Consider the following 19,852-nt stretch of genomic DNA (forward strand, 5'->3'; position numbering starts at 1 on the left):
CAGGAGTCAGGGAATCTTTGTTGAATATATCCGTATATGAATACGGGTATATTTTTTTATTTATAGATAAAATCCGCTGGCTTACATTCATTTCCATATGGACAAAATGGAAACTATTCATTACGCTATAATTATGGGACACAGTTCCCGACCCTCTGGCTCAGTTTTTGGCTTGGTTAACAAAGGATGGTGCTTTATGGTAGAAGCATGGCTGTTGGAGCTATTGTTTGGGATTGGACGGTTTTTCCTTAATCCGGCTACATATATATTATTACTAGTTGCATTATTTCTAGGCTTTCGCCGCATTAAAAGAGAGAGAAAGGATTTCAATGTTCGCATTTATCCTTTTAATCTTGAGTGGACGGAGTTGACTTTGTCTGGAATTCTTGCAGGCGTTTGCGTTTCTGCTGTGATGATTGCGATCGGGGCAGTGCTTCCGCTAGGGTTTATAGTTATTGCATCATCTTTAACTATTCTTTTTGCACTAGCTATGCAACCTCGCTTGCTTTCACCAGCGATTGTATTAGGACTTTCGATTATCATATCCTTATTCCTACCTAGTCTGTCGTTTAATAATTTACTAGTTTCTAATTTAATAAAAGATGTAACAAACAGTCCGGTTCTGGTAATGGCGATTTTGCTTTCGGTTTTGATTTTTGCAGAAGGCTTGCTAATTTTAAGAAAAGGACATGTCCATACGTCACCTAAGTTGCTCAAAAGTAAACGCGGGAAGCAAATCGGTGCCCATGAGGCAAAAAAAATGTGGATGGTCCCTGTGCTTTTATTGATCCCAGGGGATGCGCTCACCTCGACATTTGAATGGTGGCCGGTTCTTCAAACGCCGTTTATGACTTTTTCTCTACTAGTCGTGCCATTTGGAGTCGGTTTCCATCAGGCGGTACAGGCTTCACTGCCTAAGGTTGCCATTCAGCAGACGGGCAGAAGGGTTCTGCTATTGGCAGTTGTCGTGGCAGCTTTAACGGTTGGAGCTTATTGGCTCCCAGTCTTGGCGATTGCTGCGGCTGTAGTGGCGATGGTCGGTCGTGAATATATCACGGTAAGGCAGAAAATGTTAGATGATGATAAAGTATCATTCTTCGCAACCAATGAAAAAGGCATGGTGATCCTAGATGTGATCCCCAATTCCCCAGCTGAAAAAATGGGACTTAAATTAGGAGAAATCATTATAAAAGTAAATGGCAACAAAGTTCGGAGTGAAAAAGAATTTTACGAAGCATTACAAGTGAATCGTGCCTATTGTAAGCTCGAGGTGTTGGACTATAACGGTGAAGTTCGTTTTGCGCAAAGAGCACTATACGACGGTGAGCATCATGAACTCGGAATTCTGTTCGTGCATGATGGAAAACAATGGACAAATGAGGCAGTATAGGTGTTGTTATTTTTCATAATTAAGCGGAATTTATTCAAAATTGTCCGGAATGATTTTTCATAATTCTCCGGAATACTTTTTCATAATAATCCGGAGTGAATTATCAAATCTCCATTTTAATAAATAAAAACGATGCCACAATAATTTAATTTATTGTGGCAAATTTTATAGAAAGGGTTTTTATTTTGGATAAACTACTTATTAGACCAAAACCATACACTGACGAGAGTTTAAGGGGATATATTTTGAGATTAACCGAGCAAAATAATTATCCCACAACGGTTTGGATATATGATAGTGTAGGAATTTTCACAACAGATATTACTTCTAAATTATTATTTATTAAAGACTATAATGGTTTAAATATTGATAAGCTTGCTTTTTATACAGAAAACGAAAAAAAAGTATTACTATCTTTAAGTTTTTTCAATGAAATAGGAAATTTTCAAGATGTTTATCCAAAAGAGGTAAATAGTGCTTTAGTTAGGGGTATAAATACAAATAGAACAAAGGTGTGTCCAGAATGTCTTAAAACTAGTCCCTATCTAAGAAAGAGTTGGGACATTACTTTTATGACATGTTGTCCTGTACATAAAATATTATTACTCGATAGATGCCCTAATTGTAATAGTTATTTAAATCATTTTAATCGAGGTTCTAGTGTGAATCAATGTAAATGTGGTTTTGATTTGACAAAAGTTCAAACTACATGTGTTAAAGATGAGGATACTCTACTATCCTCTTTGCTTACTAAAAAAGTAAATAATAAATTTGGTAATGTAAAAAGTGGAATAATTCCATTTAGCAGATTACCCTTATTACACATATTATTAATAATGGACTTTTTTTCCTTAAACATCGTAAAATATTTTGAAGTTAATCATAAAAGGTTTTTTAGAGATTTACCTTTATACGATCTTCATAATATTTTCAATAAAGTTGTCAATATATTTCTTAATTGGCCATTTGGTTATTATGAATTTTTGGACAATTTTAGGAAAATACCAAAAAATAATAATTATACTGGTGTAAAAAAGGAATTTGGAAACTTATACAGGCATACGTTTTCCTATTTTAATGATAATATGTACAGTTTTTTAACAACAGCATTTGAAAACTATCTTTATAAAGAGTGGAACGGTGGGCTATTGGAGAGATTTGGGTACAAATCTGAATATATTAGTGGTGAACAAGCAAGGATTATGCTGAAAACAGAATATAATAATATAGTTAAGTTAATCAATACTGGCGAAATTGAGGGGATAGTAAGATCTAGAAATGAGAAATCGCAAATATTGGTAAATGAAAAAAGCTTAAAGAATTTTATAAAAAAGATTGATGATATAAACAAGCTATATGTAAGTAGTGAAGAGGGCGCAAAACTATTAGGAGTTTCAGACTATATCATTAAAAAATTAATGAAAGATCAAATAATAAATGCAAAAAGAAAGCAAACAATAAATAATAAATCGAACGATTGGATTATTGAAATCAAGTCGATTAAAGATTTGCTTTATAAGATAGAAAAAAATGCAAAGCCGGCTAATTTAGTAGCTTTAAATACTGAAATGGTAACCTTTGATAAGGCTGCTCAAATTTGCCGAATAGGTACGGTGGGATTTATTAAAAAGGTATTAAAGAAAGAGATAATCCCTTATGCAATAAAAACGGGAAGTGGTATAAAAAAGTTTTCTTTTATTAAAGATGACTTATTCCCTGTATCGTATAATTTGCCACAAAAGGTTGTTTCATTACCTGCATTGGACAATTCAACCCAAAAAGGAAACTTAATTCCTATAGGGGGCAATTTGACCCAAAGTCAATTTGCAAAGTATTATGGTGTTACCAGTAATATAGTTAAAATTTGGATTAGTCAGGGATACTTAAAAGTAGAAAAAAAACTTATTACTGCTCGGTCTATAAATGAATTTTTACATAATTATATCGGTTTAAATTCACTTGTAAAAGAATTCAATAATGAATATAGTCCGATGAGATTGTTGATGGCTCTTTTCAGTATGGGCGTAGAGCCACTTAATAAAAAATTTTCTCAAAAAGGTTATTTATTTGATAGAAAAATGGCATTAGGAGCCTTAAAAAATAATAAACAAAAAATTTATTTAACAGCAAAAGAAGCTGCAATGGAATTAAATATTAGCCAACCGGCGATTCATGCTTGGATTAAGAAAGGTTATATAAACAGCGAAACAAATTTAAATACTAATTTTCTCAGAGTAGAGGATTTAAGAACCTTTGAAAAAAAATATGCTTGGTTAAGTATGTTGAATCTTATTACTGAATTAAAAGAACCATATATTTTGAAGGAATTACAGCAAATGGGAATCAAGCCGTTAATAATAGATGAAAATGATAATGGCATACCTTATATTTTTAATCTAAAAGATGTTCAAATATTTTTAGAAAGTAGACTAGTGCAAGGGGATATTACTTAACTCGTCCGAATAATGATTAGAATGATTGAAATGCGTCAACAAAGGCTTGTATCATAATTGCTCAATATTTTGGGAGTTCACAGCAAAATTTGGCGGCATTTATTCCACTTTTTGAATAATGAACTCATCACTAAAAGCACCAAAAAAACCTTGTCTTTGATGAATCCAGTCTATTGGAATTATTAGTTCCATGTATTTACTGCCATTTTCTTCAGGGACGTAAGATTGACCAAAGATTGCTTCTCCATAATTTAGATGAAAAATATCCTTTGTTTTAATATATACCTTTGCAGTTGTTTGCATGGCATTTCCTCCTATTTTACAGGATTAGTTTTTCCGTAAATTATATGTTTAATCATGGGAGAAGAAAAAACAATTTAAAATACAAAATGGATGGCTAAAAACCTTCATTGAAGGTTTTTAGCCATTCAAAATTAAAAACCTTAATTAGTTCTATGCTTCACAAATTCATTAATGCCTTTTTAGTAAATAGAATTCTCTCACCATCATTAAATCTCGGACCTGAAACAGCTGCTATTTTCCCATTTGAATATTTAGTTAGAATTGATTTACTACTTATTTTACTTATCATGGATAATTCAAATGTTGTAAAGTATTTTGACTGAAAATTGCTAAAAGAGTTATATGTAATATCAATATTATTCTTTGCATCTAAACGATTAGTGTTAATCCAATATTCAATATCTTGTTTTTTTACTCCTAATAGGAATGTAACGTCTTTGATTGGTATCTTACCATTTCTATTTGCACTTTCTAGAATTATCCTTCGAATAATTTTAAATAGAATATCCTTTGATATTACTGTATTTCCTAATTTACCCTTATCTAATTGAAATGGTAGTATTCCCGCAAGCATTGCTTTAATAATAATATACGAATGTTGTACTCCAATCCATTGGAAAGCTTCATTTAATAGTATCTTTGCTCCATTAACCTCCGAAGTTTTCTCTTCCAATTTTATAAAAAATGTTTCAATAGCGCTCTTCGGAATTTCCCATTTCTGAACAGAACCAATTTGTATGTTAATTGCAGGCTTTAACACATTATTTGATAGAATATTGAAAGTAGATTTAGGACTTGTACCCCAAATTTTTCTTAATTCTTCCTTCGATATCGTTTCATTATATCGGAACAGCCATTCTTGAATGGCGTTTTTATTGACAAAGTAAAATCCAATGCCTTTAAATGTACACTCATAAAGCTGGAAAAAATCGCTCTTTTTTATAGTATCCTCTTTGAGTTTAGTAATTATACTAGCTTGTTTTAAACTAATAAAATGATCTGGATTATTAATATATAATTGCTTTTTAAGGATATAGTTCATGAATTCCGAGTAAATCGGTTCAAGACTTGTTCCAGTAAACTTGTTTAAAACATCGATAAATATACGAATTTTGTTACTATCGTCTCCGTTTTCAACTGAATCGATGTATTCATAAAACTGAGTCGGCCATTCTTTTAATATTTTAAAAGAGTGTATGTATAACGGAATTGCTTGCATTAGTGTTTTTGTTTTTTTTAAACGTGTTCTTGCGATAGCATTTCCACTATACTTAATATCCTCAACGGTAAGAATATCTTCACAATCGATTGTCTGCGGAATCCATGTCGCAAAAAATTCTAGTGAATTATAGAATACGTTAGAATTTGAGACCCAATCATTTATATTAACTGTGTTATCGTACAAAAAGAATTTATCAATTTCTGTTTGATATTCAAGTACAAGGGGGTCATTTACAGTATCGGATATTGAAGTGGAAATAGACTTTCCACAAATACATTTATCATTCACCACTGTTTTTATAGAAAAATCCCGATTACAGCTAGTGCATTTGTCTTGTAAGAAAACTTTATGTTTACTGCAAATTGTACTATAGGTGAAGCTCCAATCCATACGGTGATAGGGGTCTTCTTTTAGGCATTCTGGACAAACCTTTGTTGTTTGGTATAAAAACCAAGGACATTTTATTTTGTTTTTGTTGTTATCCACCTTTAAGTCATGTAAATCCATAAAAAAAGTGAAGGTCATTTTATTTGCCGCTTCCAAGTCAATTTTTAGAAATTTTGATACATCCTCAACAGTATCTGGATGCCCCCAATTAATATTGTTCTCATTAAGCCTATATTCGGAAAACACAGAAAAATTATCTTTTATCCATCCTAGATTATCCATTAGATTTTCTTTAGCAGTCCTGTAAAAAAGGCCAGTAAGGGACTCGTTTTTATTTGGTTTTAAATAAAAGAGAAGCATATTTGATCACCTCAACTAAAATAATCTCCAATAAAATATTTTGGTATACTATAAGTGGGTGATTTTATGAAGCAAATTAGGAAAATAAAGCCGTCTAAGAAGGGCAGTTATAGAGGATTCGCAAATAGCAGAAAGTGTGCCGAACTGGTAGCTTGGGAAAGTCTTTTAGAGAGAGACTTTATCAAGGTGTTAGATTTTGACCCTTTAATAGAAAAAATACAATCACAACCAGTAAAAATTGAGTATAGATATAAAGGGAAATTACATAATTATTATCCTGATTTTTTAGCTGTAACGAAGGAAAAATATAAAATTCTTTATGAAGTTAAGCCAGATGACAAGATAGACGATGAACAAAATAAAGTTAAGTTTGAAGTTGGTAAAATCTATTGTGCAAAAAAGGGTTGGAATTTCAATGTTGTTTCTGAAGAAGATATACGAAAAGGATATTTTATACAAAATCTTGATTTAATAAGAAAAGTAGACGAACGCTCAACTAAAGCCAGTATAATTATCGAAATATATAATTTTATGCAAGAAAGCGGAAAATGTAAAATAGGCGATTTAAGAAATAATTGCTCCAATATTCCAAGTGCAGAGTTTGAAGCAAACATATATTATATGATCTATAATCACTATTTTGAAATAGATCTAATTAATGAGTTACTCAGTGAAAAAACTTTAATCGATATTGTTAGGTGATATTTTATGAGTACTTTTTCATTTGTTGCAGGAACAAAGTTTATGATAAATGAAGATAAGTATGTAGTTCGTAAAGAAACTAATGGTGCAATTGAGCTAGAGAATCTAAATTACAATAAAATTGAAGTTTGGGGCAAGAATGAATTATTAGAAAAATGGTCTAATGATGAATTAGTATTTAGAAATGAGGATTGGAGTAATAATGAAAAAATATTTGATGACTTTTCAATGCTTGATTTTGAATCTAAAAATGAAGCTAATAGAAGATATGAAATATTAAAACCAGTGTTAGATGGGGAAATATTACCTTCAGAAATAAAATACTATTTAAGCTCGTTAGAGCCCAAGGTAGGTAAATCGGCTTTTTATGAATGGAAAAGTAGATGGGATAAATATGGGAGTATCCGAGCACTTGTAAAATATAAAGCCGGTCCAAAAGGCTATAATACAAAAGAAGAGGTAGTGAAAATAATTGAAAAAATAGTGGAAGATTTCCAATATGATGGACCGAAATATACTGATGAATATCTTTTTTCCGAGTTTATTTTAAGGATAGATGAGCTTAATGAGCAGAGGGATGAAGATAAAAAAATCAAAAAAATATCCCGTTCCACTTTTTACAGAAGAAAAAGAGAAATAGAGGACCAATTAAGAAAAGAAGAAATAAGGCTAGGTAAAGTTGAAACAGATTTAAGAAGAAATGGTTCTAGAAAAGAAGTAGTGGTTACAAGGCCCCTGCAGCGAGTTGAGATAGATTGGACACCTGTTGATGTTTTTTTATTCAACCCTGCTACACTTACATCACAAAAACCATGGCTCGTATATGCAATTGATAAATTATCCGGTCATCCACTAGGGTTTTATGTAACGTTTGATGATGTAGATGCAGCTGCTGTAAAACAATGCATTTTACATGCTATCATGCCGAAAACATACATAAAAACACTTTATCCATTAGTTGAAAATGAATGGGTTGCATACGGTAAGCCTGTTGAGGTTGTTTTTGATAATTCCAAGGTAAATGAATCATTTGATGTTAAGGATGCTTGTCAACAACTAGGCATAGATATCCAATTTTGCAAAGTAGGAGCAGGTTATCAAAAAGGCACAATAGAAAGAGGCTTTAGAACTCTAAACACTAAATGGATTCATACGTTAGAAGGTACAACTTTTTCAAATATTTTTGAAAGAGGACTTTATGATTCTGAAGGTAAAGCATGTATAACAATGCAAACATTTATTTATATGGCCCATATTGTGATGACTGATATCGTTGCCAATACTTATGATAAGGGACGAGGTGGAAAGCCAAGGGACTTGTGGAATAGAGGGATGGCAGATTATCCAATTCTAACTCTACCTATACCGCAAAGTAAAAAAGAATTAAAACTTATATTTATGAGTGGGATTGCTTATAGGAGGGCTAAAAATAAAGGTGTAGTTATTGAGAATGAATATTATAATAGTAAAGATTTAATGGAATTAAGAAATAATTTAATAAACGAAGCCAAGGATGAAAGCAAGATGGAGGATGTTAGGGTAAGATTTGATAAGGCTGACATGCGGTCTGTATATGTTTATGATAAATTTAAAAAAAGATATATTGAGGCAAAAAATACAGGATTTGAAAGAAAGAAGATTAACGCTGAATTACCGGTACATTATTCACAGTTGCAGTTGGATTCCTCGATAAAAACAAGGGAACAGAAAAAAGACGATGTAACGAACCTAGCAAGAACGATGAGAAAAGTAAAAGGGTTGGCGGAACAGGATAAAAAGAAATACAGAAAACAAAAGCGTCAAAAGCAACAAGAACAGAAAACTGGTATACAAAAAAGCTCGTCATATGAAGGTATTTCTTCAATGGGAATTACTGAATTGCAATTAGAAAGCCCTAGTGATGCGGATACTATTATTGTACATGTTGAAGAACAACAGAATGTTAAAAAATCCAAAAAAGCATCAAATAAGGGTAGAAAATCAGACGAGACAAAAGAAAAAAATCCAATTATTGTGGATATGAGTTATGATATTGATTTGGATTCCTTACCTGATTACGGTGTTAGATTTAAAAAGTGAGGTCAATGAAAATGGAACAATTTAAATCTTTAACAGGTAAAGTGGCAGACCTAAAAGAAATAAAAAGAAGAAAAGAGCATGTTAAAAGTATTATTATACCTTATCCTCGATATGATGCATTACTAGAAAAAGTTGAAGAACATCATCAGTTATCATTAAATTCCGTTCAGCCCGATGGATTATTTCTATATGGTGAAACGGGGCTAGGGAAATCAACGATTCTCAAAGAATATGAAAGTAAATATCCAAGGCAGGATATTGACGGCAATACAAAGATTCCTGTTTTATATTTAACGGTTCCTGTTGGTGCAACTCCAAAATCAGTTGCATCAAAAATTTTATTAAAAATGGGTGATCCAAATTATGACCGTGGTACGGAAAATAATATGACCGCTCGTATATTAGCATTTGTTGAAAAGTGTGAAGTTGGAATGATAATTATAGATGAGTTCCAACATTTAATTGATAGTGAAAGTAAGAATGTTTTAAACAAGGCATCTAATTGGGTAAAAAATTTAACTAATGATATTAAAATCCCAATATTAGTATGTGGTATGCCAGAATCAAAAAAAGTTTTTGAATTCAATGAACAATTAGACCGACGTTTTTGTATAAAGCAAAGTTTACAGCCATTTTTGTTTCAATCAAGGGAAGATCAAATAGAATTCCGGGCATTTCTAAACGGAATTGATAAGCAGCTTCCTTTTCCAGAACAATCTTATATTGCTGATCCTATTTTGGCTCAAAAAATGTTTTATGCAACCAATGGGAATCCCTTTTATATAAAGAAAATTCTTGAAGAGGCAACGGTCTCTGCTCTTAAAAATGGTGATGATTCGATTACTGAATATGATTTATATACTGCTTTTAAATCTATTTCATTATCAACAAGACCTTTCGTTATTAACCCTTTTGAAAATGAAAATTTCAATCTGTTAGATTTCTATGAACGAGAGAAGAGATTGGCGCAATCAAGTTAACGCGAGTTATTGGATAATGGAAAGGAGGATTCTAGGGAGGGAAATCCATGCAAAATAATAATAAGTTTAGTAATATACCTGACGGTGTTTACCATTTAAACATTGGTATCAATCTAACCGAGGGAACCGTACAAGATGATACCTTCATATTACCCATTTATTGCGAAGAAAAATATTTAGAATTAAAAAGAAATTCTAAGGAAGTACCAGTATTATACAATAAATTCACCAGTAACATGACAGTGAAATCGCTTGTTCTTAACCAGTTATCGGCTATTGAAAAGGGATTATCTTTTAATCGATTACCTATCCCCTCACTAGTCAATAGATTAACTGAACTTATAAAAGCGCACAACATCCAGTTTATTATTTTTGATAATTGCGAGGAATTAATTAATCAAAGTTCCGATCATTCATTTAAAAGTATTTTAGATTTGTTAGAATTCGAAACAAAAGGTCAAAATATTCCTGTTGTTCTTTGTGGTCAACCTTCTTTTAATAATATTTTAGGAATCAAAAATTACTTAAATAATAGATATAATGTATATGAAAAAGGACTTAACATTTCATTAAATGGGCAAAGCCTATATTTCCATGTTTCGTAAATATTAGTTATATATATAGGGTATCCCAAAAGGTTTGGGGTACCTTAAATGTTTGTTATCGTTCTTTCGTCCTTTCAATAGGACTCAACACCGGAATATATTGATGCATTTTAACTTTTTGAAGAGAAGTCCTGATTGTTATTGACTATAACAATTATTTATTGAAGTTGAAGTACTTTTTAGCCGAATGTAAATATTATGTTAAGAATGGTTCGCTTTTATTGATTATATAAGTAGTTAGTTATATGATTATAGTCGAAAATGAAAATTACAAAGAATGAATTAAATACTAAATCGTTAGGGAGGTGTAAACTGACATGCAGCAAACAACAGTAGAAATTGTGAAAGCAGCCCAAGTTTTAAAGCTTCTTGGAGATAAAACAAGACTTACCATTATCTCTGTTTTGCAAAAACAGGAGTGTTGTGTATGTGAACTTGTCGAGTTATTTGAAATGAGTCAGCCTTCGATTAGTCAGCATCTACGTAAACTTAAAGATGCAGGACTCGTTGCTGAAGAGAGAAAAGGGCAATGGATATATTATTCCTTGAATAAATCCAGTGAATTCTATCCACTTATTGAAAACATCTTGCAGCATGTACATGATCAAAATGAAAACATCGAAAAGCTAGACGGGAATAATACTAAATTACGTTTTGATTGTTAGTAAAGTGGAAGAGAAAGGGATGAAAAAATTATGAGTAAAGAAATTGGAAGGAAGCGACTTTCCTTTTTGGACCGATATCTAACCCTTTGGATTTTTCTAGCTATGGCAGTTGGAATTGGTGTCGGTAATGTTGTTCCCGGCTTTGTTGATGGATTGAACAGCTTACAGGTAGGTACAACTTCAATACCTTTAGCCGTTGGTTTAATCCTGATGATGTATCCACCATTAGCAAAAGTTCGTTATGAAGAGATGGGTAGAGTTTTTAAGGATGTAAAAGTATTGCTGTTATCACTAGTTCAAAACTGGATAATTGGTCCTGTTCTTATGTTTGTGTTAGCGATTATTTTTTTACCAGATAAACCAGAGTATATGGTAGGGTTGATTCTCATTGGTTTAGCACGTTGTATTGCTATGGTTATTGTCTGGAATGACCTTGCCAAAGGTGATACAGAATATGCAGCAGGATTAGTTGCCTTTAATGCGGTATTCCAAACCTTGTTCTTTTCTGTTTATGCATACGCATTTGTAACCGTAATTCCAAAATGGTTTGGGATTGAAGGGGCTATTGTTGATATTACGATGGCTGAGGTTTCCAAAACAGTCTTCATTTATTTGGGCATTCCTTTTATTGCTGGTATGTTAACAAGATTTATTTTAGTAAAAGCTAAAGGAAGACAATGGTACGAGAAAATCTTCATTCCTAAAATCAGCCCCATTACATTGATTGCCTTACTGTTTACGATTGTTGTGATGTTTTCATTAAAAGGGGATGTCATTGTTAGCTTGCCGTTAGATGTCGTACGCATTGCAATTCCATTGTTAATTTATTTTGTTATTATGTTCTTTGTTTCCTTCTTTATGGGGAAGAAAATTGGTGCCGGATATCCTGTGTCAACGACATTAGCATTTACAGCTGGTAGCAACAACTTTGAATTAGCGATTGCCGTGGCGGTTGGCGTATTTGGTATTCATTCAGGTGCTGCATTTGCAGCCGTAATTGGTCCTTTAGTTGAAGTGCCGGTGATGATTGCACTCGTTAGTGTTGCCTTATGGTTTCAACGTAAGTACTTTACGACACAAGCAAATCAATAATTATAAAAGGAGATTCATACTATGGGAAATAAAAAAACAATTTACTTTTTATGTACAGGTAATTCATGCCGAAGCCAAATGGCAGAAGGATGGGCAAAGAAATATATAGGCGATGAGTGGCGTGTGTTGAGTGCTGGAATTGAAGCTCATGGTTTAAATCCTAACGCTGTAAAAGCAATGAAGGAAGCTGGCATCGATATTTCAAACCAAACATCTGATATCATTGACCCTGAAATCTTAAATAATGCAGATTTTGTTGTAACACTGTGCGGTGATGCGGCTGACAGATGTCCGATGACACCACCACATGTGAAACGTGAGCATTGGGGATTTGATGACCCTGCCAAAGCAGAGGGAACAGATGAAGAAAAATGGGCATTCTTCCAACGTGTTCGTGATGAGATCGGAGACAGAATTAAACGTTTTGCTGAAACTGGGGAATAAAACAAATAATAACCAAGAGAGTTTTATCTCTTGGTTTCCTTCAAAGTTATATATAAGTATTTGCTTATGCGAATGACTATGTTTTTTAAATATAATGAATATTAATATGTGGGTGATAGTATGGAAAAGGTAATTATTTTGGGTAGCGGTCCAGCAGGACTTACTGCTGCTATCTATTTAGCACGTGCCAACATGAAACCAATTGTAGTTGAGGGGGATCAACCCGGAGGACAGTTGACTTTAACAACAGAAGTAGAAAACTTTCCGGGTTTTATAGATGGTATTAATGGTCCAGAATTAATGGAAAACATGAGAAAACAAGCGGAGCGTTTTGGAGCAGAATTTAAAAGAGGTTGGGTAACAGACGTGGATTTATCTCAAAAACTTTACCGCCTACAAGTTAGTGATTTAGGAATTATCGAGACCGAAACACTTATACTATCTACCGGTGCTTCAGCAAAACTTTTGAATATTCCGGGGGAAAAAGAAAATATTGGCCGAGGCGTTAGTACGTGTGCAACATGTGATGGTTTTTTCTACCGCGGTAAAAAGGTAATCATTGTTGGTGGGGGAGATTCGGCAATGGAGGAAGCAAATTTCTTAACGAAGTTTGCGAGTGAAGTAATTGTTGTTCATAGAAGAGATGAGCTCCGTGCTTCAAAAATTATGCAAAACCGTGCAAGAGAAAATTCGAAAATATCTTGGGAACTTAATAAAACTCCATTAGAAGTGGTAGCAGACGAAAATAAAGTAATCGGTTTAAAGGTGAGAAACAATGAAACCAATGTGGAAGAAATTATACAAACGGATGGCATTTTTGTTGCTATAGGCCACACTCCGAATACCTCATTCTTGAAAGGTCAAATAGACACTGATGAAACAGGGTATATAAACGTTATAGCTGGAACAACTAAAACAAATATAGCTGGCGTTTTTGCATGTGGAGATGTACAGGATAAAAAATATCGTCAAGCGATTACTGCTGCGGGTTCTGGTTGTATGGCGGCATTAGATTGTGAAAGATACTTAGAAGGAAATGCTGTTCAAGATTGGAGTAAATCACTATAGGCAGGAGGATTAATAATGAGTAAAATTGAAATTTTTGATCCAGCGATGTGTTGTCCAACTGGTGTTTGTGGGCCAAGTGTTGATCCGGAATTAACAAGAGTGGCAACAGCTGTTTTTTCGTTAGAAAAGTTAGGTGTTGACATTAAAAGATACAATTTAACGAGTGAACCTGATCCATATATACAAAATCCAGAAGTAAATAAATTGCTAAATGAAAAAGGACCTGATTGTCTACCTGTAGTTATAGTAAATGGTGTAGTTGCAAAGACAGGGGAGTACCCAACAAATGAGGAATTAGCAGCATGGGCTGGAGTTGAAGTAAAGGAGCTTACGCCTCAAAAGCCCAAAAATACTTTGAACATTAAGTTGAATTAAATCAAATTAAGGGAAGTGGCATTTTGTTTACTACATTTGATCCTAGTAATCTAGAGCTAACACATTATATATTTTTTACAGGAAAAGGCGGAGTTGGAAAAACGTCTACTGCTTGTGCAACCGCTGTTGCTCTTGCCGAACAGGGGAAAAAAGTGCTGATTGTTAGCACAGACCCTGCCTCAAATCTTGAGGATGTTTTTGAAATTCAGCTGAATTCTGAACCTACACCAATTAAAGGTATTCCTAATTTATATGCTTCTGACTTGGATCCTGAAGAGGCAGCAAAAAAGTATCGGGATAAAACAATTGGACCTTATCGTGGAAAGCTCCCAGAAGCTGTGATTGCAAATATGGAGGAACAACTATCAGGAGCTTGTACAGTTGAAATTGCTGCATTTGATGAATTTACAAATCTTTTAGCAAATCCAAAAGTAAAAAGCCAATATGATCATATCATTTTTGATACAGCACCAACCGGACATACACTCCGTCTATTACAGCTACCAACTGCATGGACTGGATTTTTAGAGGATAGCACACATGGCGCTTCTTGTCTTGGACCACTTTCAGGATTAGATGAGAAAAAACAATTGTATGCAGAAACAGTTGAAGCTTTAGCCGATGGGGAAAATACAACATTAGTATTAGTGGCAAGACCTGACAGTTCCTCTCTAACTGAAGCAGCACGGGCATCGCAAGAGTTAAAGGACATCGGTATTCAAAATCAACTATTAATTGTGAATGGGATGTTAAGTAATTTTGTGGAAAATGACGAAGTTTCAACAGCATTTTATACTCGACAACAAGAGGCATTAAAAACAATTCCGGAAACATTAAAGAACGTGACCACCTATGAACTGCCACTTGTCCCTTATAATTTAACTGGAGTACAGAATATAAAAAAATTGTTTTCGAATGAATTTAATGAGATTGAACAGGGAGATGAAGAAATTCCAAGTAATCTATTAGGTTTGAAAGATGTAATTGCTGATTTTGCTCAGAAACAAAAGGGTGTCATTTTTACAATGGGAAAAGGCGGAGTTGGAAAAACAACAGTCGCTTCGGCCATCGCGGTGGGATTAGTAGAAAAAGGCCATCGTGTTCATTTAACAACCACTGATCCTGCGGCACATTTATCCTTTGTTTTTGAAAATGGAAGTATGGGAGACAATTTAACTATAAGTCGAATTGACCCTCGAAAAGTGGTCGAGGATTATCGCCAAGAGGTATTAGATAAGGCACGAGAAACAGTGGATGAAGCAGGACTTACGTATCTTGAAGAAGATTTAAATTCTCCTTGCACAGAGGAAATAGCCGTGTTCCGGGCGTTTGCGGATGTAGTTGACAAAGCCCAGAATGAGTTTGTAGTCATTGATACAGCACCAACTGGACATACGTTATTATTGTTAGATGCTGCACAGTCGTATCATAAAGAACTTGCGCGCTCTACGGGTGAAATTCCTGAGTCTGTAGTAAAGCTTCTACCTCGGTTACGGAATTCAGAGGAAACAAACGTAGTTATTGTAACCCTCGCAGAAGCTACACCTGTCTTCGAAGCCTCAAGACTGCAAGATGACCTTCGAAGAGCTGGTATTGACCCAGAGTGGTGGGTTATTAATCAAAGTATGTTCGCAACCAATACCAAAGACCCAATATTAAACGGAAGGGCTAGTTCTGAAATAGGATGGATTAATAAAGTACAACATGACTTAGCAAAGAAATGTGCAATTATCCCATGGAAGCCAGAAGCAACAATTGGTTATGAAAATCTAATTGAATTATCCAAATAAGTGAGCAATAGGAGCAACAATGATGAACAATGGTAAACAACTATTGTTAATATAATTTATATCAAAAAGAAAATCACTAAATTAAGTAGGTGTCTAATATTGAATATTACAAATGAAGCAAAGGAACTTATTCAGTCTATTTTAAAAGACAATAATGCAGAAGGTATCCGTGTTTATTTTGCAGGAATGGGCTGAGGTGGTCCCAATGTGGGATTGGCTCTGGATGAGCCAGAAGAGAATGATATTGTTGAAACAATAAATGAAATTAGAGTTGCAATTGATTCAATGGTTGTTCAATTCACAGGGAACTTAACGTTAGATCGTCAGGATACTCAAGATGGTGCCGGACTTGTTATATTAGGAAATGAAAGCAATTGTTGTTAAAAATAAAAAAATTATAATGTTACTTGTGAAAAAATCTCCATTTAATTTGGAGATTTTTTTTATAGCGATTAATCAATTTTTTTTGATAAAGTTGTTGCATTTTTGGAATAGAGGAAATATAATACAATATATCAAGAATATTTGATTTAACAAAGGAGCAATTATGATGGAACATATAATTCCTTTAAATGACGAATCTGTGGAAAAGGTATTTGAAGAATATGAAGGTAAATTTAAAGCCTTAGCCGATCAGAAGCGGTTACAAATTTTAAACTTATTGTGTCAACAAGATTCTATATGTGTATGTGATTTAAGTACTTTAATCGACATGCCACAATCTAAGCTATCTTACCATTTAAAAATACTTCTTGACGCAAATTTAATCATTAAAGAAACAAGAGGTACATGGAGCTATTATCAAATTAATAATGATGAAATAAATCAATTACTTTCACCGAGTTTGTGTTGTTTATTCAGACCTAGCTGTTGTTAGGTCTTTATAAAAAGACATTAAATCAATTTTTTTTGATTAATAAATCAAGAAATTTTGATTTAATAATTGAGCAGGTTTTGAGATTAGGGATTCGTACTTAAAATTATTGGGAGGAATTTTAATGATTGATATTTTAAAAGATTTTGCGTGGATTTTATTAGAATTAACTTTTTTATTTGTTGTTATTTCTTTCATCATTAGTTTACTGCAGGGGTTTATTCCATATGAAAAAATTGAAAAAAAACTATCTGGTAAAAACAAAATTACAGCAAGCATAGTGGCGATTTTTTTTGCATTTGTTACGCCTTTTTGTTCCTGTTCAACGATACCTATAGTCGTAAACATGCTGAAAAATAAGATTCCATTTTCAATCGTTATGATTTTTCTATTTTCCTCCCCAGTTCTTGATCCAACAATTTTGACAATTATGGGTGTTGTTATGGGATGGAAGGTTGCAGTAATTTATTCCGTTGTAACAGCTGTTTTTTCAATCATAATTGGCTTCACTTTAGATAAATTTGGCTTTCAACAATATGTAAAAAAGGTTATCATGACTGGTTATGAAGGAAATATACAAAAATTCAACTGGAAATATGCCATAACAGAAACATGGTCATTAATGAAAACTGTATATCCCTATCTTTTTATAGGTGCAGCAATAGGTGCTGTAATACATGGTTTTGTTCCAACTGAATTTATTGCAAAATGGTTTGGTCACGATGCTTGGTGGTTAATACCTGTAGCAGCTATTGTAGGAATTCCTTTATATATTCGATTGTCTAGTATGATCCCGATTTCTCAAATTCTTATATTAAAAGGAATGGCTCTTGGACCTGTTATGGCTATGATGATAAGTTCAGCAGGGGCGAGTTTACCTGAGATTATCTTACTTAAATCAATATTTAGAAAGCAATTGGTCGTAGCATTTATTCTATCAGTGATAACAATGTCAACAATATCTGGCTTTATCTTTTACTTTATTTAAATGAATTCAAAGGGAAATTAAAGGAGGTGATTTTAGTGATAAACCTTTTAAAAAAAATCACATCTAAAAAAGAAAGTTCAAAGTGCTGTTCAGTTGAAATCAAAGAAGTAAAAAGTAATGAAGAAAATTCCTGCTGTGAGGCGGATAATTATGTGGGTGAAACATGCTGTAATCCTAATAACATACATGAGAATAATTGCTGTGGAAATTAGTAGTGTAAGAATCTAAATGCCGAGGTGGAGTAAAAAATGAGTGATCAAACAAAAGATCAAATCCGTCAAAATGTTCGAAGTAGGTATAAAGAAATTGCATTACAGGAAGTAAATCAAAATAGTTGCTGCTCATCTGGTTCAACATGTTGTGGTACCTCTAATGATAATAAAGAAATATCAGCTAAATTAGGATATTCAGATGTTGAATTGTCCATGGTCCCTGAAGGAGCAAATCTAGGATTAGGATGTGGAAATCCACAAGCAATTGCAGATCTAAAACCCGGAGAAGTTGTATTAGATTTAGGGAGCGGTGGTGGTTTTGATTGTTTTTTGGCCGCCCGACAAGTGACTGAAACTGGCTTTGTAATAGGTGTAGATATGACTCCTGAAATGATTAGCAGGGCGCGCGATAATGCAGAAAAGGGTGGATTTACAAATACTGAATTCAGATTAGGAGAAATTGAGTATCTTCCTGTCGCAGATAATTATGTAGATGTAATTATATCAAATTGTGTGATTAACTTATCCCTCGATAAGCCCCAAGTGTTTAAGGAAGCGTTCCGAGTACTAAAATCAGGAGGACGTATCGCAGTTTCTGATATTGTTGCAACTATTGAACTACCATTAGGAAATAAAGATGAATTGGGGGACTTTTACTCTGGGTGCGTTTTAGGTGCTTCTTCCGTGGATGAATTGGAATTAATATTACAGCAAAGTGGTTTTTCTCAAATTAGTATCGAACCAAAGGATGAGTCTAGAGAATTTATTAAGAACTGGGTTGCTGGTGCAAACATTGAGGATTATATTGTCTCAGCAGTAATTAAAGCCGTAAAACCCTAAAAGATACTAAAGCCGGTTTAATTAAAGCCGGCTTTTTTCTTAGTTTTGGAATACTTACCGAACCGAAATTTTATGCAATATGAAGATTTCAGAGGCAACCTACCTCATTTTAGATGGCATTTGTCAGCCACCTTCAACACAAGTCGCTGAAGAACTGCCAACAATTTCATTCAATTCTTTTAGAAGGATAGTTAGTTCAATAATTCCAACAAATGTCTCCAATGACTTATCAACAAGAGGTATATTGTGCTTTTCAAAAATAGTTGTAGTATTTTCCCAAACTTCAACAATTGCTTTTGGTGACATATTAGTTTGAATGACCATATAATCTTAATCTCCTTATTAATTTAATAGTAAGATTTGCAAAACCAATTCAACATATATTGGCGAAAAAAGCTGTGATTACCGATGTTATAGAAGCAATTTTTGTTTTCACTTTCCGTTATCCCCTTATAGCTTAGTTGGAAGTTGCTTTCCAATGTTCTCTTCATTCATTAAGTTTTCGATAATTGGACATTCATGGAGGGATTTTTCGTCAGGACAACACTCTTTCAATTGAAAAAGCATGTATTCTATTCTTTTTAAATCCCTAATTTTCTTTTGGACTTCTTCGATTTTTTGAACAACAAAATCATACATATCCCTACATCGATCATCGTCTTTATCAACAACTCCGAGTAGCTTATCGATCTCGGCTAAAGAAAAACCTAAATCTTGCATTCGTTTAATAAACTGTAGGCGATCCACAAACTCTTCTGAATACATCCTATATCCAGCTTTTGTGCGAAAAGGTTCAGAAAGGAGGTCCAACCTTTCGTAATATCTTATGGTTTCTTTATTGACCCCACACCTTTCTGCAAGTTCGCTTATGCGATATTTCATTTCATTCACCTCAGATAAATTATAAACCCTGTACCATAGTACGGAGTAAAGGGTAGATTTAAAAAAAATTATAACTTTTATACTCACTTCTCGTTAGTAAAAATAACACAGCTTCACATATATGAATAAATCAAAAAATAT

Annotated in this window: 21 protein-coding genes; 17 read left to right on the forward strand and 4 right to left on the reverse strand. The window is 33.4% G+C overall.

Annotated features, from left to right (window positions below; translation table 11 throughout):
* Positions 1-196 precede the first annotated feature (196 nt).
* Both P9E47_RS00675 and P9E47_RS00680 read left to right on the forward strand, forming a co-directional pair.
* Entirely contained in the window at positions 197-1,390 is a 1,194-nt protein-coding gene (locus tag P9E47_RS00675; protein ID WP_326162247.1) for a PDZ domain-containing protein, read from the forward strand.
* Between the two features lie 185 nt (positions 1,391-1,575).
* The gene (locus P9E47_RS00680; RefSeq protein WP_326162248.1) at positions 1,576-3,843 is read left to right on the forward strand and encodes a TniQ family protein; all 2,268 of its coding nucleotides are present in this window, start codon (positions 1,576-1,578) and stop codon (positions 3,841-3,843) included.
* 99 nt (positions 3,844-3,942) lie between these two features.
* On the opposite strand, the gene P9E47_RS00685 is transcribed toward P9E47_RS00680, so the two are convergent.
* Both P9E47_RS00685 and P9E47_RS00690 read right to left on the reverse strand, forming a co-directional pair.
* Entirely contained in the window at positions 3,943-4,146 is a 204-nt protein-coding gene (locus tag P9E47_RS00685) for a hypothetical protein (RefSeq protein ID WP_326162249.1), read from the reverse strand.
* A gap of 157 nt (positions 4,147-4,303) precedes the next feature.
* A complete protein-coding gene (locus P9E47_RS00690; RefSeq protein WP_326162250.1) occupies positions 4,304-6,115 on the reverse strand; it encodes a TniQ family protein in 1,812 nt (603 codons plus the stop codon).
* Between the two features lie 66 nt (positions 6,116-6,181).
* On the opposite strand from P9E47_RS00690, the gene P9E47_RS00695 reads away from it, so the two are divergent.
* The 15 genes from P9E47_RS00695 (at position 6,182) to P9E47_RS00765 (ending at position 18,829) form a co-directional block, all read left to right on the forward strand.
* Positions 6,182-6,817, forward strand: coding sequence for a TnsA endonuclease N-terminal domain-containing protein (locus P9E47_RS00695; protein ID WP_326162251.1), 636 nt, complete (start codon positions 6,182-6,184; stop codon positions 6,815-6,817).
* A gap of 6 nt (positions 6,818-6,823) precedes the next feature.
* Positions 6,824-8,896, forward strand: coding sequence for a Mu transposase C-terminal domain-containing protein (locus P9E47_RS00700; protein ID WP_326162252.1), 2,073 nt, complete (start codon positions 6,824-6,826; stop codon positions 8,894-8,896).
* An 11-nt stretch (positions 8,897-8,907) separates the two neighbouring features.
* Positions 8,908-9,876, forward strand: a complete 969-nt coding sequence (locus P9E47_RS00705; RefSeq protein WP_326162253.1) for a TniB family NTP-binding protein — start codon at positions 8,908-8,910, stop codon at positions 9,874-9,876.
* Positions 9,877-9,923: 47 nt separating this feature from the next.
* Positions 9,924-10,481, forward strand: coding sequence for an AAA family ATPase (locus P9E47_RS00710; protein ID WP_326162254.1), 558 nt, complete (start codon positions 9,924-9,926; stop codon positions 10,479-10,481).
* A 317-nt stretch (positions 10,482-10,798) separates the two neighbouring features.
* Positions 10,799-11,146 (forward strand): ArsR/SmtB family transcription factor, encoded by a 348-nt coding sequence (locus P9E47_RS00715; protein WP_326162255.1) that lies wholly within the window; start codon positions 10,799-10,801, stop codon positions 11,144-11,146.
* 30 nt (positions 11,147-11,176) lie between these two features.
* On the forward strand, positions 11,177-12,238 hold the full coding sequence (arsB, locus tag P9E47_RS00720) for an ACR3 family arsenite efflux transporter (protein WP_326162256.1): 1,062 nt from the start codon (positions 11,177-11,179) through the stop codon (positions 12,236-12,238).
* A gap of 21 nt (positions 12,239-12,259) precedes the next feature.
* A complete protein-coding gene (arsC, locus tag P9E47_RS00725) occupies positions 12,260-12,682 on the forward strand; it encodes an arsenate reductase (thioredoxin) (RefSeq protein WP_326162257.1) in 423 nt (140 codons plus the stop codon).
* Positions 12,683-12,802: 120 nt separating this feature from the next.
* Positions 12,803-13,750, forward strand: coding sequence for a thioredoxin-disulfide reductase (gene trxB, locus P9E47_RS00730; RefSeq protein WP_326162258.1), 948 nt, complete (start codon positions 12,803-12,805; stop codon positions 13,748-13,750).
* 15 nt (positions 13,751-13,765) lie between these two features.
* Positions 13,766-14,125 (forward strand): arsenite efflux transporter metallochaperone ArsD, encoded by a 360-nt coding sequence (gene arsD / locus P9E47_RS00735; protein ID WP_326162259.1) that lies wholly within the window; start codon positions 13,766-13,768, stop codon positions 14,123-14,125.
* A gap of 23 nt (positions 14,126-14,148) precedes the next feature.
* Positions 14,149-15,915, forward strand: coding sequence for an arsenical pump-driving ATPase (gene arsA, locus P9E47_RS00740; RefSeq protein WP_326162260.1), 1,767 nt, complete (start codon positions 14,149-14,151; stop codon positions 15,913-15,915).
* A 99-nt stretch (positions 15,916-16,014) separates the two neighbouring features.
* Positions 16,015-16,299: an iron-sulfur cluster assembly accessory protein gene (locus P9E47_RS22885; RefSeq protein ID WP_407697154.1), complete on the forward strand. Its 285-nt coding sequence runs from the start codon at positions 16,015-16,017 to the stop codon at positions 16,297-16,299.
* 166 nt (positions 16,300-16,465) lie between these two features.
* Positions 16,466-16,792 (forward strand): ArsR/SmtB family transcription factor, encoded by a 327-nt coding sequence (locus P9E47_RS00750; protein WP_407697155.1) that lies wholly within the window; start codon positions 16,466-16,468, stop codon positions 16,790-16,792.
* 121 nt (positions 16,793-16,913) lie between these two features.
* Positions 16,914-17,777, forward strand: a complete 864-nt coding sequence (locus P9E47_RS00755) for a permease (protein ID WP_326162263.1) — start codon at positions 16,914-16,916, stop codon at positions 17,775-17,777.
* Between the two features lie 35 nt (positions 17,778-17,812).
* Positions 17,813-17,989 carry a hypothetical protein gene (locus tag P9E47_RS00760; RefSeq protein WP_326162264.1) on the forward strand — a complete coding sequence of 59 codons (177 nt, stop codon included), beginning with the start codon at positions 17,813-17,815 and terminating at the stop codon, positions 17,987-17,989.
* 36 nt (positions 17,990-18,025) lie between these two features.
* On the forward strand, positions 18,026-18,829 hold the full coding sequence (locus P9E47_RS00765) for an arsenite methyltransferase (RefSeq protein ID WP_326162265.1): 804 nt from the start codon (positions 18,026-18,028) through the stop codon (positions 18,827-18,829).
* Positions 18,830-18,952: 123 nt separating this feature from the next.
* On the opposite strand, the gene P9E47_RS00770 is transcribed toward P9E47_RS00765, so the two are convergent.
* Complete coding sequence (locus P9E47_RS00770) at positions 18,953-19,153, reverse strand: hypothetical protein (protein ID WP_326162266.1); 201 nt, start codon at positions 19,151-19,153, stop codon at positions 18,953-18,955.
* 126 nt (positions 19,154-19,279) lie between these two features.
* On the reverse strand, positions 19,280-19,711 hold the full coding sequence (gene merR, locus P9E47_RS00775) for an Hg(II)-responsive transcriptional regulator (RefSeq protein ID WP_326162267.1): 432 nt from the start codon (positions 19,709-19,711) through the stop codon (positions 19,280-19,282).
* Positions 19,712-19,852: the final 141 nt, after the last annotated feature.

Origin of the sequence: Schinkia azotoformans, from assembly GCF_035811335.1 — a bacterium.
Taxonomy (GTDB): Bacteria; Bacillota; Bacilli; order Bacillales; family Bacillaceae_J; genus Schinkia; species Schinkia azotoformans.

Excerpts from the sequence above, each read along its gene's own strand:
- P9E47_RS00675 (WP_326162247.1), top strand. The coding sequence starts at position 197 with ATGGTAGAAGCATGGCTGTTGGAGCTATTGTTTGGGATTGGACGGTTT.
- P9E47_RS00685 (WP_326162249.1), bottom strand. The coding sequence starts at position 4,146 with ATGCAAACAACTGCAAAGGTATATATTAAAACAAAGGATATTTTTCAT.
- P9E47_RS00690 (WP_326162250.1), bottom strand. The coding sequence starts at position 6,115 with ATGCTTCTCTTTTATTTAAAACCAAATAAAAACGAGTCCCTTACTGGC.
- P9E47_RS00695 (WP_326162251.1), top strand. The coding sequence starts at position 6,182 with ATGAAGCAAATTAGGAAAATAAAGCCGTCTAAGAAGGGCAGTTATAGA.
- P9E47_RS00700 (WP_326162252.1), top strand. The coding sequence starts at position 6,824 with ATGAGTACTTTTTCATTTGTTGCAGGAACAAAGTTTATGATAAATGAA.
- P9E47_RS00705 (WP_326162253.1), top strand. The coding sequence starts at position 8,908 with ATGGAACAATTTAAATCTTTAACAGGTAAAGTGGCAGACCTAAAAGAA.
- P9E47_RS00710 (WP_326162254.1), top strand. The coding sequence starts at position 9,924 with ATGCAAAATAATAATAAGTTTAGTAATATACCTGACGGTGTTTACCAT.
- P9E47_RS00715 (WP_326162255.1), top strand. The coding sequence starts at position 10,799 with ATGCAGCAAACAACAGTAGAAATTGTGAAAGCAGCCCAAGTTTTAAAG.
- arsB (WP_326162256.1), top strand. The coding sequence starts at position 11,177 with ATGAGTAAAGAAATTGGAAGGAAGCGACTTTCCTTTTTGGACCGATAT.
- arsC (WP_326162257.1), top strand. The coding sequence starts at position 12,260 with ATGGGAAATAAAAAAACAATTTACTTTTTATGTACAGGTAATTCATGC.
- trxB (WP_326162258.1), top strand. The coding sequence starts at position 12,803 with ATGGAAAAGGTAATTATTTTGGGTAGCGGTCCAGCAGGACTTACTGCT.
- arsD (WP_326162259.1), top strand. The coding sequence starts at position 13,766 with ATGAGTAAAATTGAAATTTTTGATCCAGCGATGTGTTGTCCAACTGGT.
- P9E47_RS00750 (WP_407697155.1), top strand. The coding sequence starts at position 16,466 with ATGGAACATATAATTCCTTTAAATGACGAATCTGTGGAAAAGGTATTT.
- P9E47_RS00755 (WP_326162263.1), top strand. The coding sequence starts at position 16,914 with ATGATTGATATTTTAAAAGATTTTGCGTGGATTTTATTAGAATTAACT.
- P9E47_RS00765 (WP_326162265.1), top strand. The coding sequence starts at position 18,026 with ATGAGTGATCAAACAAAAGATCAAATCCGTCAAAATGTTCGAAGTAGG.
- P9E47_RS00770 (WP_326162266.1), bottom strand. The coding sequence starts at position 19,153 with ATGGTCATTCAAACTAATATGTCACCAAAAGCAATTGTTGAAGTTTGG.
- merR (WP_326162267.1), bottom strand. The coding sequence starts at position 19,711 with ATGAAATATCGCATAAGCGAACTTGCAGAAAGGTGTGGGGTCAATAAA.